Below are 14181 nucleotides of genomic sequence, written 5' to 3' on the forward strand. Positions count from 1 at the left end.
CATTTTTATTTTTTTGTTTTTCATTAGATGGTAAACTTTAATGAAAGATTCATCTTTTATGAAACTATAAATTTAGCATTTCTTTTCAAGCCGTTTAATTTAGCTCTACTAATCGGACTGGATTGAAATCTTTCTTTGAATTCTTCTTCTGTCATATTCAGGATTTTATCTATTTCGAGTTCTTTATTTTCTTTTGAATTGAATTCATGTTCTGATGTAGGTTTAGAAAATTTTTTATTCCATGGGCAAACATCCTGACAGATATCGCAACCAAAAATCCAGTTATCAAATTTGTCTTTGAACTCCTCTGGAATTTCTCCTTTATTTTCAATTGTTAAAAATGAAATGCAACGATTTGAATCAATAACATATTCATTTATTATTGCACCAGTTGGACAGGCATCAATACAAGCTCTGCATGAACCACAATGGTCTGGTATTTGTTCGTTATATTCAAATTCATAGTTTGTTATCATTGTAGCTAAAAAAAACCAGCTGCCAATTTCTTTTGAAATTACATTTGTATGTTTTCCCATCCATCCGACTCCTGATTTTACTGCCCAAACTTTATCCATAACTGGACCTGTGTCTACATAAGATTTCGATTGAAATGATGGCTCGATTGCTTTTAATTCATCTTCGAGTATTTCTAATTTTTCCCACATTATTAAATGATAATCTTTACCCCATGCATAACGCGATACTTTGCCAGTACCATTTTTATTTGTGTAATTATCATTCACAAAATAATTTATTGCAAGAGAAATAACACTCTTAGCTTCTGGAAGTATATTTTTAACATCATATCTCTTTTCAATATTTTTATTCATGTATTCCATAGTTGCATTATAACCTTTGCTTAACCAAACTTTGAGATTTTTTATTTCCTTTTCTAATATTTCTGCCCGTGCAAAACCAATCAAATCAAATCCGAGTTCTTTTGCTTTTGCAATTACTATTTGATTTGTTAACTTCATTTTTTGCTAATTCATTTTCATTAAAGAAGTCATAAATATTTTACCAGTTTAATGATTTTTTAGAAACTTTTACAAATACATCGTTATCAATAATTTTCACTTCATATGAAGTGAGACCTTTTCTATTACCTGCTAAATTACCTGTTGATAATTCAAAAGCCCAGCCATGAATTGGACATAAAACTTTATCATTCTCAATTTCACCTTCATAAATCAAGTGAGTCTTTTGATGTGGGCAGATATTACTCAATGCATAAACTCTGCCATCTACTTTAAATATGGCAATTTCTACATCATCAACAAAAAATTGTTTTCCAACTTTCTCTTTTAGTTCAGAATATTTACAAACTTTCTTAAATCCTTCTTCGTTAATCACTTTAGCTCCGTAAATTTTTCATTAACAATAAAACCCTTTTCATTTTTTGTAATTGTAGCAGCCAATGTGAAAGGGTCATGTTCGAAAAATATAATCCAGTTTTGTTCAACAGCTTTGTTCAAAATATCTTTCTTTTCTTTTAATGTTACTAATGGTTGCAAATCGTAACCTGTTATGTATGGCAGAGAGATATGAGAAGTAAAAGGAAATAAGTCACTACAAAAAAGAATCGTTGTTGATGAATCCGAAATTTTAATCAGCTGCTGAGAAAAGGTATGACCATTTGAAATTAGTATTTGAATTTCATCATCAAAATATTCTTCTTCGTTTAACAAGTTTAACACACCTGATTCATACAAAGGCATAAAACGATTTGTAACAAAACTTGCTCTGTCTCGTTCAGATGGATTAACTGCCCATTCAAAATGTTTTTTTTGAACATAATATTTTGCATTTGGGAAAGCAGGAATCCATTTATTATTTTCTAATTTTGTTGCACCGCCAGTATGGTCAAAGTGCAGGTGGGTTAATAAAACATCCGTTATTTCCTCTGATTTTATATTAAGAGCTGATAGTGATTTTAGCAAATCCATCTCTGTATGCTCAATATTATAAATGCGACTAAATTTTTCATCCCAGTTATAACCTATTCCTGTATCAATTAAAATTTTTCTATCACTGCTTTTTAAGAGCAAGCATCTTGCATTAAGTTCTACGCGGTTTAATTCATCAGGTGGATTTGTATTTTGCCAGAGTGGTTTTGGAATTATTCCAAACATCGCTCCGCCATCAAGAGAAAATTTACAGGTTTCAATTGCATGTAAAACGTATTTGCCGATTTTCATATTTTATTTTTATGTTTATGTATAATTAATTAATGACTATATAAATTTAATAAATTTATCAGGAATTGATATGAAAAACAAAAAAATCAAAATAGGTTCAGTTGTAAACTATGGCTTTATAGCTTTTATTTCATTCTTGATAATGAGTTGTACATTAATTAAAAAATCTATTTCGAATAATACAACAGAAATAAAAGTTATGACGTTCAACATTCGATATGGAACTGCCGATGATGGAGAAAACAGCTGGGAAAATAGAAAAGAAATTTTATTTGATGTGGTAAGAGATTACAACCCAGATATTATTGGAATGCAAGAAGTGCTAAAGTTTCAATTGGATGAGTTATTAATTGAACTGCAAAATTATAATTTTGCAGGAGCAGGCAGAGATGATGGAAAAACAGCCGGTGAATATTCTCCAATTCTTTTTTCAAAAGAAAGATTCATACTGGATACAACAGAAACTTTCTGGTTTTCAGATACACCAAAAATTCCCGGTTCAAAAAGCTGGGGGAACAATATTACCCGTATCTGCACATGGACAAAATTATTTGATAAATTCACACGTAAAAATATTTATGTTTTCAATCTTCATCTTGATCATCAATCTTCAGAATCCAGAAGAAAGAGTGCTGATGCTTTGATTAAAAAAATTTATGAAATGAAAATTACTCAACCCATCATTCTTACAGGAGATTTCAACTGCGGTGAAAATGATGAAACAATTAAATCCATTCTCAATTCTAAATTAATTGATACTTACAGAATAATGCATAAAAAAAGCAACAATGAGGGTACATTCCATAACTTCAAAGGTGATGATTCCGGAGATAAAATAGATTTTATTTTTGTTTCAAAAGATTTTGAAACTATAGATTCCAGAATTATAAAAACAAATAGGAACGGGAAATATCCTTCAGACCATTTTCCGGTGACTGCTGTAATAAAATATCTTTATTAATTATAAACCGCCAGAGTGTAAAGAATGATTTATACTTTAACTCACACCCTGGCGGTCAAATTTATTTCATATAAACTAATTTCACCGACTTACTGAATCCCGACCCTCGTACAGTGAATATATAAACTCCAGATGCAAGTTCTTCATTATTATCATTTTTACCATTCCAGAATAGCTCAACAATATTTTTATTGCTGTCGTTGATTTCAAATGTTACAGTATCATAAAAAGAATTCACATATTACACAATTTTCAGATAATCAAATGATTTACCTATAAAAATAAAAAGTATATAAGAAAGACTAATAAATTTCGTAATTAATAAAAGGCTCGACAATGCGAGCCTTTGATTTTAGTTATGATTATAAATTAACTTTTTATCTTCCTATACTATCAAGATATTCCTTTTTCTTCAGAAGTGTTTCTTTATCTTCAACATGATTTGGGTCAGGAACACAGCAATCTACAGGACATACAGCAGCACATTGAGGTTCATCATGAAATCCTACACATTCTGTACATTTATCAGGAACAATATAAAAACGGTCAGCAGAGAAAAATCCTGTAGCTCCAGAAGGAGCAGGGTCATTTTCGCCAAAAGTCTTATCCCCTAATTTCCATTCAGCACCACCTTCATAAATTGCAGTGTTCGGGCATTCGGGTTCACATGCACCGCAGTTGATGCATTCATCTGTTATCATTATAGCCATAATAATTTCTCCTTAATTTTATGAAAAATTCTTTATTTGATTTATTTATAATTAAATAAACAAGATTATATTCAAGAATATTTGTTATTTATAAGGTTTATAAAAGTTTTCTCAACATATAAACTTTATATTTATCAGAAAGAATTTTGTTATACTCATTACAAATAAATCTTAAAAAATACCTTATAGCAAAATTTCTAAGAATAAAGTTAAAGAACATAAATGATTCATACAAAAGAAAATATAATTAAAGTCTTTATTATTTTATAAAAAATATATAATTCATAGACTTATTACCAACTACCACTTGCCCCACCTCCGCCAAATGAACCTCCACCTCCACTAAACCCACCAAATCCGCCACCAACTCCACTTCCGAAACCACCTCCCCCACTCCAGCTTCTGCTTCTGCCTCCTCCCATGGAACCAATTATTAACCATGGAATTACACCTCCGCTTCCTCTACCACCTCGAGCTAATAACAAAAAAATTATTAACATTATTATATAAACAAATGGAAATTTAATATCATCTTCTTCTTTCTCTTTTTTATCACTTTTATATTCTCCTTTAGTTGCAGAAATAATTGCATCAATACCTGCTTTTATTCCTTCAAAATAATTACCTCCCTTAAAGTGTGGACGAACTTCATTTCTAAGTATTGAACTTGCAAGAGCATCAGGAAGAGCTCCTTCCAGACCATAACCAACTTCTATTCTCATTTTTCTGTCATCTTTAGCAACAAAAAACAAAACCCCATTATTATTCTTTGCTGTCCCAATTTTATTTCTTGAGGCAACTTCATAAGTATATAATTCAATGGGATAACCGTTTAATGATGATATCATTAAAAACACAATTTGATTTGATGTAGAGTCGTCAAACCTTTTTAATTTATCGTTTAGATAAGAAAGTTCTGAATTTGAGAGAGTAGAAGTATAGTCATTTGCATAATTTTTTAGGATTGGGAATTCAATCTGAGCACGAATAACTATAAATGGAATTAATAAAAATAAAAAAGTTTTTTTCATATTAAACTCTATTGTCAAAACTGAACTTTTGGAGCCTGTTCAGCATTTGGTGCTGCCTGGAAATATTGTTTTTCTTTGAATCCTGTCATATTTGCAATTATAGATGCAGGGAATCTTTTTATTTGTGTATTATATTCTTGAACTACTTGATTGAATTTCATTCTTTCTACAGAAATTCTGTTCTCAGTTCCTTCGAGTTGAGCCTGAAGTTGAAGAAAGTTTTCATTTGCTTTTAATTGCGGATAATTTTCTGAAACTACAAGTAGACGTGAGAGAGCACTGCTTAAACCATCTTGTGCCTGTTGAAATTTTTGAAATGCTTCAGCATCACCGAGCTGGTCAGCTGTAATTCTAATCTGTCCAACTTTTGCTCGAGCTTCTGTAACTGCTGTATATGTTTCTTTCTCAAAATTAGCAACACCTTTAACAGTTTCAACAAGATTAGGAATTAAATCATATCTTCTTTGATACTGATTTTCTACCTGACTCCATGCTTGATTCACACTTTCGTTCAAAGATACTAATCTATTATAAACTCCCACACCCCAACTTACTGTAAGTAAGATAATAACAATTATTACTGCTGCAACTCCAAGTGCAATTAATAGACCCTTTTTCATTTTACCTCCTATTTATGATTAGGATTAATTCAATTTGTTAAACTTCTTACTGGAGCAGGAATTCTTCCACCGCGGTTTATAAATTTTGCACTGCTTAATGTTCTTACTCCCATAACAGGAGCCTTGCCTAATAAACCACCGTAGTCAACGAATTCTCCTTCTTTCTTTCCAAAGGCAGGAATAATTCTTACAGCTGTTGTTTTATCATTTATAATTCCAATAGCAGCTTCATCGGCAATTATACCGGCAATAGTTTCACTTGGGGTATCACCGGGAATTGCAATCATATCCAAGCCAACAGAACAAACGGATGTCATAGCTTCCAATTTTTCAATAGATAAATTTCCTGATTGAACTGCACGAATCATTCCCATATCCTCACTTATTGGAATAAAAGCACCGCTCAAACCACCGACAGAAGAACTTGCCATAAGTCCAGCTTTTTTAACTGCATCGTTCAACATAGCCAGTGCTGCTGTTGTTCCTGGTGCTCCAACATCCTCAAGACCCATTGCTTTAATAATATCGGCAATGCTATCACCTTCGGCAGGTGTAGGTGCAAGTGAAATATCTACTATGCCAAAAGGCACCCCATTTTTTTCTGCTACTTTCCTACCAATTAATTCACCTGCTCGAGTAATTTTAAAGACCGTTTTTTTTATAACTTCAGAAAGTGTTTGAAAATCAACTCTTCCTGCTTCGCGAACTGCATCAAGTACAACTCCGGGTCCACTGATTCCAATATTAATTACAACTTCGGGTTCAGAAACGCCATGAAAAGCTCCTGCTACAAATGGATTATCTTCTACAGCATTTGCAAAAACTACCAATTTAGCACAACCAATCGAATCTTTATCTCTTGTAAGTTCAGCTGTCAACTTAATTATTTCTGACATCATAATTACTGCATCCATATTAATTCCAGCTTTTGTGGAAGCAACATTAACACTTGAACAAACTCGTTTAGTTTGAGAAAGTGCATATGGAATTGATTTAATTAATTCTTTTTCTCCGTTCGTCATTCCTTTTTGTACCAATGCAGAATATCCAGCAATATAATCTATACCAATTTCTTCAGCTATTTTATCAAGGACCTTAGCAATTTCGATAAATTCTTCTGAATGATATGAATCAAATGGTATTGAAATCGGGGTTAATGATATTCTTTTATTTGCTATTGAAATTCCAAATTGTGATTCAATTTCTTTTGCATTTTTTACATGATTTTTTGCAAAGCGAATAATTTTATCATAAATCTTCTGTTTTGTTACTTCAATATTTCTATCATAACAATCTCGTAAACTAATTCCCATTGTAACAGTTCGTATATCAAAATGTTCAATTTCTGTCATTCGAATAGTTTCAAGAATTTCTTCAAATTCATATTGCATATAATTTCCTGATATTTTTTTATTTACATCAATTAAGACATTTTGCGTGGTTCATATTTTAATCCAGACTACAATTTATATTCTGTGCATATATCTAAAAACATCTTCATGTTGCAGATAAATTTTTATTTTTAGTTCATCAGCAACCTTTGCCATTTCATTTTGAATTTCTTTTAAATCTTTGTTTGACGTAGAGATATCAATTATCATAATCATGGTAAAAAAATCGCCCATAATCCTCTGGCTTAAGTCCTGAATATCACAATTTGATTCAGCTAAAGCTTTTGTGACTGCTGCAACAATTCCAGGCTTATTCAATCCGAATGAAGTTAAAATAACTCTGCCTGAAGTAACTTCACCCTGTTTTAATCTCAAATCATAATCTGACATAGATTCAATTTTTTTTCGAACTGCCTCTTTAATTTCTGCCGGCGTTGCATCTCTTCCTAATTCATTAACAGTTTCAAAAGTAATTTTTCTAATTTCTTCTTCAGTAAGCTTCATGGCTTATTGCCTCTATATTCATTTTGAAGATAATTAAGAGCTCGATTTGAAACAGAGATATTTTTCTCAACCGCATATTGTTCTGCATTTTGAATATTTCCTCTGTAGAATCTTAACCATAATAAACTTCCTATTACTACACCATCAAATATTCTATTTTCTGAAAGAGAATTAGCAGTTAAATAACCAAATAAAATATTATATCCAAGTGACATTAATCCAGAAAATATGTGTCCTGTATAAATTTGTCCTGCACCAGGCAAAATATAAGAAATTACCTTAGCAAATGTAACCGAATATTTTTCTTTTATTACTCTTTGCGATAAAATTGATAATTCGTGATACGGTTCAAATTTATTGAAATAAAATTTTGCTTTTTCCCAATCATCGTTAAATATGTAAACCCACCCCTTCCAGTAGTTTAATGAATCAGATTGTTCGTTGAATTCTGAAGATTTCTCCATATCATTTAATATTTGCAGTGCTCTATCAGTTGTTCTTCTTAACAAGTTTGTTTTAACAATTTCAATTTTAGCTCTGAATTTTTCATTTTTACTGGAAGAATTAATTTCTGCTAAAGAAAAGTATTTTATTGCTTCATCAAATTTCCCACCTGACTTGTAGCATTTGCCAATATTGAAATTACAGACATATGAAAATGTTTTTGAGGTATCAAAAAATATTAATCTTTTATATTCAGTAATTGCATCGTAATATCTTTCCGATTTGAATAGTTCATTAGCATAGTTGAGTTGCTCTAATAAATTTTGTGCATAAAGCGGTGAAAAAATTAATAGAAAAAGAAAGAAATATTTTTTCATCAATGATTATCTCTCCAAAAAGTCAATTTTGGGTAAAAGAAAATCTCTTTGCTCAAAATAAAGTTTAACTTCATTTTTAAAATTAAATCTAACTCTCGCATTATAAATTTGTGCTGAAGCTACAGAACCATAAATGTTACCTGCATAAGTTAAAACTGAAAGACCTGTAAAGAGCCATCCTCTAAAATTATGGTGATGATTAAAATTATTGACAGCCAAAAAAACTAATAGTCCTGTTGCAGCAAATGCTGTAATGCCATCAGTAAATTCTCCTGTATAAACTTTTCCAAGTCCAGGTAAAAATGCCGATAACAATCCAGCTGTTGTTTGACTTTTGTAATTAGGATATTTTTTCATGAAATAAAATTTTTTAATTGAAGTATAATTTGAATCATCAAATGCAGAAAAAAATTCATTTGTATCTGGTAATATTGAATAATCAAATAGGTGTGAAATAAATTTCAATCTATTCAAATGTAATGCATACTTTTCGCTGGCATAAATTTGTTTTTCTGTTAAATCCCGAAAAGAAAAAAAATCCGATGAGTTATATAGACTCAACAAAAAATTTGCTCTGAAAAATTGAAGTTTTGCCTCTTCCTCAAGAGTTGAATTAAAAAACAAACCTTTGAAATTCTCTGCCGCTTCTTCATATCTTCCAATTTTTAAAAAACAATAAGCAAATTTAAAACGAACGGTGTCATTATTTTCGGTTTTCAAATATTCACGAAATTCATTTAGAGCTCTTAAATAATCTTTTTCTAAAAAAAGATAATTGCCAAATTTCAATCTATTTGTTGGTGAAAAAAAACTATTAAGATTTTCATGTGATTGTGCAAAACAATTACACAAAGAAAAAAGAAAAACTGAAAGAAAAATGAATCTATTTCTAATGAAAATATTGAACATGTTATTTAACAAAAGATGTTGGTGAATTATATATAATTTTCTGTGTAACTAAAGTATAATTATTAACCGGGTCATAAAATTTGCTGTTTTTGTATCGAGGGTAATGTAATGTCCCTTTGAAAAAATTTATATCGCGAGTAAATCTATCTACAAACATCAATGTGCCTTTAATTAGATTTGTTTCTTTGACTGCCTGAACAAAAAACTCTGAGCACGATGGACTAAACGGACAATTGTCCCCATCATAATCTGATATTAAAAGACTGTAAAAATTTTTTAGATGAACAATTACATTACTTTTAGAATCACTGTTAGCATCTGTGTCATCTTTTTCTAATTTTATTGAATAATTTACTTCATATTTCTCCCATTTAATCCAATCTGTTTGAGCTTTTAGTAAAGAAGACAGCATTAAAATAATTACTATGTTTTTCATATAATTCAATAATTATTAAAATCATAAATTAAAATAACAAAAAAATTCTAACCTGTTAATTACATTTTTCAATTAACTTTAATAAAATTTGTAAATAATATTTATCTTTTAATAGTCTTTAAGCAATAACTTGTAATTTTCAACTATAAAACTGCATGTTAATAAATTAATTATGAAAGAAACTCAAAAAATACAGCTTAAAGGATTAACGCTCGAAGAGCTTCAGAACTATTTTATTTCAATTGGAGAAAAAAAATTTCGAGGTGAACAATTATTTAACTGGATGTATAATCATCTGGTATTCGATGCTTTGGAACTGAAAAATTTTTCTAAAGAATTAAGAAAGAAAATAGATGAAACCTGTGAGTTAAAAACATTAACACTTGTTGATAAACAATTTTCAAATCACACGAACACACAAAAATATCTTTTTTCAACACATGACAACAAAAAGATTGAATCCGTTATAATCCCAGATAAAGAAAGAAATACACTTTGCATTTCTACACAGGTAGGTTGTCCTCTTGATTGTAAATTTTGTGCTACAGGATTGATGGGTTTTAAAAGAAATTTGACTGCTGGTGAAATTGTAGACCAATATTTGTATTCTGCTAGAGAGTATGGAAAAGAAAAAATCACAAACATTGTTTTCATGGGTATGGGTGAACCCCTTTTGAATTTTCAGAATACTATTAAAGCCGTTGAAATTTTTACTCATGAATTGACAAAAGGTTTAAGCAGAAAAAGAATAACCATTTCAACTTCTGGGATTCCTCATAAAATTATTGACCTTGCAGATTATAATCTTAGAGTAAAACTTGCTTTTTCACTTCACTCTGCATTTGAAGATGTTCGAAGCAAAATAATGCCAATTAACAAAAAATATTCTCTAAAAGAAAATCTTGAAGCTTTAAAATATTATGCAAAGAAAACCAAAACCAGAATTACTTTTGAATATATAATGCTTAAAGATATTAACGACAGAAAAGAAGATATAAAAGCACTCACAAAACTTTGCACACAACTCCCTTCTAAAATCAATGTAATTCCTTTCAACAGTATTAAACATATGAATCCTGATGGAATTTCAGCAGAACTCGAGTCAACACCATACGAAAAAATTCTTGAGTTTGTTGAGCTATTAAGAAATAACAACATTACAGTTTTTATAAGAGATACTCGTGGCGATGATATTGCAGCTGCTTGCGGTCAATTAGCAATCAAGCATAATTAAAATTATTGCTCTTGAAAATAGGTTAATATTTATTTATTATCCTTCCATATAAAAGAGACACTTTTAGAAGTATGTCTCAACTTTATAAAATATTATTATTCATTCTACTTTTTTGCATTCCAATTCTAATAATTTCACAAACGGGTCAACAGCAAAAAATTATTAGAGCAAATAATGTTCTAATTTTACCCTTCATCGAAAACGAAAAATATCCATATGCATCAGATGAAATTAGATTTTCATTAATTACCGGTTTTCTTCAGAAAGGTTATAATGTTATTGAAGATGATTCAATATGGTATGAACTTATAAATACGGATTTTAACTTATGGAATATTTCAACTGAAATTGCAGATTCAATCTCAAAATATGTTAAGACAGACTTAATTGTTTATGGGAAAATTGATGAAGTAATTAATACACGAGAAACAGGACTTAGCAACAAAAGATTGGTTTACAAACCGATACTTATAAAAATTTACGACACAAGAAAAAAATCAATCATATTCTTTGAAAGGATAAATCTTATTGAATACTGGGGCATGTTTGAAAATGTTACTTCAATAAGTGAAATAGGATTTAAAATTGCGACTACATTACGTAATCGAGGGTATTAATAAAATGATTAAATACAAAAAACTAACTATCATATTTTTATTTACAGTTTTTCTAAGCTGCAAAGAAAGCGGTGTGTCATCTGAATCCAATGTAAAAATTTATCAGGTCCCTGGATGTCAACATGAAATAATTAACATGTCAAAAAAATCAATAATTGATTCATGCTTTAATTATACATTTTTTGATAAGCTTGAAATTGATTTTTGTGTAAAAGGAAATTGCTGTCCTGATGCAAATCGTTTTTTAATGAGAAGTAATATTTTCAAAGATACAATAACAATTTCTGTTACAGATACAGCAGCAAATCTTTGCAGATGTATATGTAATTATATAATTCATGGTGAATTTGAATCATTACCATACGATAGTTACATAGTGCAATGCATACAAAAAGAATCAAATGATTCAAAGATTCTATACAGTCAAAAAGTTTTTAGAACACATTAATTATTGTAAATCGAGTTTAATTAAATAAAATTAATCGCTAATCAATAAAAAAAGCCGTGATATTGCTACCACGGCTAAAATTATGAAATTATAAATTTACTTAAGCAAATCAAATCTATCGAGCATCATTACTTTATTCCATGCATTAATAAAATCCCTAACAAATTTTTCTTTATTTTCCTCACATGCATAAAATTCAGCTACAGCTCTAAGTTCTGAGTTATGCCCAAAAATTAAATCAACTCGAGTGGCTTTCCATTTTAATTTACCGGTTTTCCTATCATAACCTTCAAAAGTCTCTTTTGAATCATCTGTTGCTTTCCATTCAGTGCTCATATCAAGCAAATTAACAAAGAAATCATTTGTTAAAACTCCAGGACGATTTGTAAAAACACCATAATCAGAGTTATCATAATTTGCTTTTAACACTCGCATCCCTCCCACTAAAACTGTCATTTCAGGAATTGTCAGACCAAGTAGTTGTGCTTTATCAATAAGAAAATGTTCAGAATTTATAGATGTTTTTGCTTTTAAATAATTACGGAAACCATCTGCAAAAGGTTCAAGATAGGAAAAAGAATTTACATCAGTTTGTTCCTGAGTTGCATCCATTCTTCCTGGAGTAAATGGAACAGTTATATTATAACCTGCATCTTTTGTAGCTTTTTCAACGGCAGTACATCCACCAAGAACAATTAAGTCAGCAATTGAAATTTTCTTTCCATCTTTTTGATTTGCATTAAATTCTTTTTGAATATTTTCATACACTTTTAATACTTTTGATAATTGTTGAGGATTATTTACTTCCCAGTTTTTTTGTGGTTCTAATCTAACACGAGCACCATTTGCACCACCACGTTTATCAGAATTACGATAAGTTGATGCCGATGCCCATGCAGTAACAACTAATTCAGAAATTGACAAACCGGATTCAAGAATTTTTTTCTTCAATTGAGCAATATCATTTTCATCAACTAATTTGTGGTCTAATTTAGGAATTGGGTCCTGCCAGATTAAATCTTCTTCTGGAACTTCAGGACCAAGATAACGAGCTTTTGGTCCCATATCTCTATGAGTTAATTTGAACCAGGCTCTGGCAAATGCATCGGCAAACAAATCCGGGTTTTCATAAAACTTTCTTGAGATTTTTTCATATTCAGGGTCAAATCTTAAAGCTAAATCAGTTGTTAACATTCCTGGTAAATGTTTTTTATGTGGATCAAAAGGATCGGGGATATTTGGTTCTGCATTTTTAGCAACCCATTGATAAGCACCTGCAGGGCTCTTTGTTAATTCCCATTCATATTCAAAAAGATGCTTAAAGAAATCATGACCCCATTTTGTTGGTGTAGTTGTCCATGTCAATTCAGGTCCGCCTGTCAAAGTATCAGGACCTTTGCCTGTTTTATATTTGTATTTCCAACCTAAGCCCTGTTCTTCAACATCTGCGGCTTCAGGTTCAGGACCCATTAATTTTGGGTCGCCCTGTCCATGTGCTTTACCAAATGTATGACCACCTGCAATTAATGCTACAGTTTCTTCATCATTCATTCCCATTCTTGCAAATATTTCACGTATATCTTTAGCTGCAGCAACTGGGTCTGGATTTCCACCTGGTCCTTCTGGATTAACGTAAATTAATCCCATTTGAACAGCAGCTAATGGATTTTCAAGTTCTCTTTCTCCAGAATAACGCTTATCATCTCCAAGCCATTTAGTTTCTGAACCCCAGTAAATACTTTCATCAGATTCCCATGCATCTTCTCGTCCTCCACCAAATCCAAATGTTTTGAAACCCATAGATTCCATAGCAACATTTCCAGCAAGAATCATTAAATCTGCCCATGAAATTTTATTTCCGTATTTCTGTTTAATCGGCCAGAGTAATCTTCGAGCTTTATCGAGATTTGCATTATCAGGCCAACTGTTCAATGGAGCAAATCTTTGTAATCCACCATTAGCTCCACCTCTGCCATCTGCCATTCGATATGTACCTGCACTATGCCATGCCATGCGGATAAATAAAGGTCCATAATGACCAAAATCTGCAGGCCACCAATCTTGAGATTGTGTCATTAATTCCTGTAAATCTTTTTTCAATGCATAATAATCAAGACTTTTAAATGCTTCTCTGTAATTAAAGTCTTTATCCATTGGATTGGATAAGGAAGAATTCTGTCTGAGTATATTTAACTTCAGGCGATTGGGCCACCAGTCTTCATTTTTTGTCCCCATTGTTCCTGGTTTTGGTATATGGACTGGACATTTGCTTTCATTGTTACTCATATTACTAACCTCACT

At 30.8% G+C, this 14181-nt stretch carries 17 protein-coding genes; 4 read left to right on the forward strand and 13 right to left on the reverse strand.

The genetic code is table 11. The features are described from left to right. Window positions 1-56: 56 nt before the first annotated feature. From queG to VJY32_RS04465, 3 genes are read right to left on the reverse strand one after another with little or no spacing between them, the layout of a single operon-like run. Complete coding sequence (gene queG / locus VJY32_RS04455; RefSeq protein WP_353676685.1) at window positions 57-977, reverse strand: tRNA epoxyqueuosine(34) reductase QueG; 921 nt, start codon at window positions 975-977, stop codon at window positions 57-59. Between the two features lie 40 nt (window positions 978-1017). Continuing rightward, complete coding sequence (locus VJY32_RS04460; RefSeq protein ID WP_353676686.1) at window positions 1018-1353, reverse strand: Rieske (2Fe-2S) protein; 336 nt, start codon at window positions 1351-1353, stop codon at window positions 1018-1020. Then, window positions 1350-2198, reverse strand: coding sequence for an MBL fold metallo-hydrolase (locus tag VJY32_RS04465; protein WP_353676687.1), 849 nt, complete (start codon window positions 2196-2198; stop codon window positions 1350-1352). Before VJY32_RS04465 ends, VJY32_RS04460 begins: the two co-directional genes overlap by 4 nt. A 70-nt stretch (window positions 2199-2268) precedes the next feature. Between VJY32_RS04465 and VJY32_RS04470 the strand changes: the two genes are divergently transcribed. Further along, window positions 2269-3159 (forward strand): endonuclease/exonuclease/phosphatase family protein, encoded by an 891-nt coding sequence (locus VJY32_RS04470; RefSeq protein WP_353676688.1) that lies wholly within the window; start codon window positions 2269-2271, stop codon window positions 3157-3159. Window positions 3160-3220: 61 nt separating this feature from the next. On the opposite strand, the gene VJY32_RS04475 is transcribed toward VJY32_RS04470, so the two are convergent. From VJY32_RS04475 to yidD, 9 genes are all read right to left on the reverse strand, one after another. Then, window positions 3221-3397, reverse strand: coding sequence for a flagellar hook assembly protein FlgD (locus VJY32_RS04475; protein WP_353676689.1), 177 nt, complete (start codon window positions 3395-3397; stop codon window positions 3221-3223). 139 nt (window positions 3398-3536) lie between these two features. After that, window positions 3537-3869, reverse strand: coding sequence for a 4Fe-4S dicluster domain-containing protein (locus VJY32_RS04480; RefSeq protein WP_353676690.1), 333 nt, complete (start codon window positions 3867-3869; stop codon window positions 3537-3539). Between the two features lie 293 nt (window positions 3870-4162). Then, on the reverse strand, window positions 4163-4900 hold the full coding sequence (locus VJY32_RS04485; protein WP_353676691.1) for a TPM domain-containing protein: 738 nt from the start codon (window positions 4898-4900) through the stop codon (window positions 4163-4165). Between the two features lie 14 nt (window positions 4901-4914). Further along, complete coding sequence (locus tag VJY32_RS04490) at window positions 4915-5520, reverse strand: LemA family protein (protein ID WP_353676692.1); 606 nt, start codon at window positions 5518-5520, stop codon at window positions 4915-4917. Between the two features lie 29 nt (window positions 5521-5549). After that, on the reverse strand, window positions 5550-6911 hold the full coding sequence (locus VJY32_RS04495) for a PFL family protein (RefSeq protein WP_353676693.1): 1362 nt from the start codon (window positions 6909-6911) through the stop codon (window positions 5550-5552). Window positions 6912-6986: 75 nt separating this feature from the next. Continuing rightward, window positions 6987-7415 carry an ACT domain-containing protein gene (locus VJY32_RS04500; protein ID WP_353676694.1) on the reverse strand — a complete coding sequence of 143 codons (429 nt, stop codon included), beginning with the start codon at window positions 7413-7415 and terminating at the stop codon, window positions 6987-6989. Then, window positions 7412-8236: a tetratricopeptide repeat protein gene (locus tag VJY32_RS04505; RefSeq protein ID WP_353676695.1), complete on the reverse strand. Its 825-nt coding sequence runs from the start codon at window positions 8234-8236 to the stop codon at window positions 7412-7414. Before VJY32_RS04505 ends, VJY32_RS04500 begins: the two co-directional genes overlap by 4 nt. Before the next feature lie 6 nt (window positions 8237-8242). Then, window positions 8243-9025 (reverse strand): tetratricopeptide repeat protein, encoded by a 783-nt coding sequence (locus tag VJY32_RS04510; RefSeq protein ID WP_492008315.1) that lies wholly within the window; start codon window positions 9023-9025, stop codon window positions 8243-8245. A 121-nt stretch (window positions 9026-9146) separates the two neighbouring features. Further along, window positions 9147-9581 (reverse strand): membrane protein insertion efficiency factor YidD, encoded by a 435-nt coding sequence (yidD, locus tag VJY32_RS04515; RefSeq protein WP_353676697.1) that lies wholly within the window; start codon window positions 9579-9581, stop codon window positions 9147-9149. Window positions 9582-9753: 172 nt separating this feature from the next. Between yidD and rlmN the strand changes: the two genes are divergently transcribed. From rlmN to VJY32_RS04530, 3 genes are all read left to right on the forward strand, one after another. Continuing rightward, window positions 9754-10815: a dual-specificity RNA methyltransferase RlmN gene (rlmN, locus tag VJY32_RS04520; protein WP_353676698.1), complete on the forward strand. Its 1062-nt coding sequence runs from the start codon at window positions 9754-9756 to the stop codon at window positions 10813-10815. A 71-nt stretch (window positions 10816-10886) separates the two neighbouring features. Next, on the forward strand, window positions 10887-11432 hold the full coding sequence (locus VJY32_RS04525; protein WP_353676699.1) for a hypothetical protein: 546 nt from the start codon (window positions 10887-10889) through the stop codon (window positions 11430-11432). Window positions 11433-11436: 4 nt separating this feature from the next. After that, window positions 11437-11880 carry a hypothetical protein gene (locus tag VJY32_RS04530; protein ID WP_353676700.1) on the forward strand — a complete coding sequence of 148 codons (444 nt, stop codon included), beginning with the start codon at window positions 11437-11439 and terminating at the stop codon, window positions 11878-11880. A 96-nt stretch (window positions 11881-11976) separates the two neighbouring features. Here the strand turns inward: VJY32_RS04530 and katG are convergent, their stop codons facing one another. Then, on the reverse strand, window positions 11977-14166 hold the full coding sequence (gene katG / locus VJY32_RS04535) for a catalase/peroxidase HPI (RefSeq protein ID WP_353676701.1): 2190 nt from the start codon (window positions 14164-14166) through the stop codon (window positions 11977-11979). Window positions 14167-14181: the final 15 nt, after the last annotated feature.

The sequence above is a fragment of the Rosettibacter primus genome (assembly GCF_036860675.1).
In the GTDB taxonomy this organism is placed as follows: Bacteria; Bacteroidota; Ignavibacteria; order Ignavibacteriales; family Melioribacteraceae; genus Rosettibacter; species Rosettibacter primus.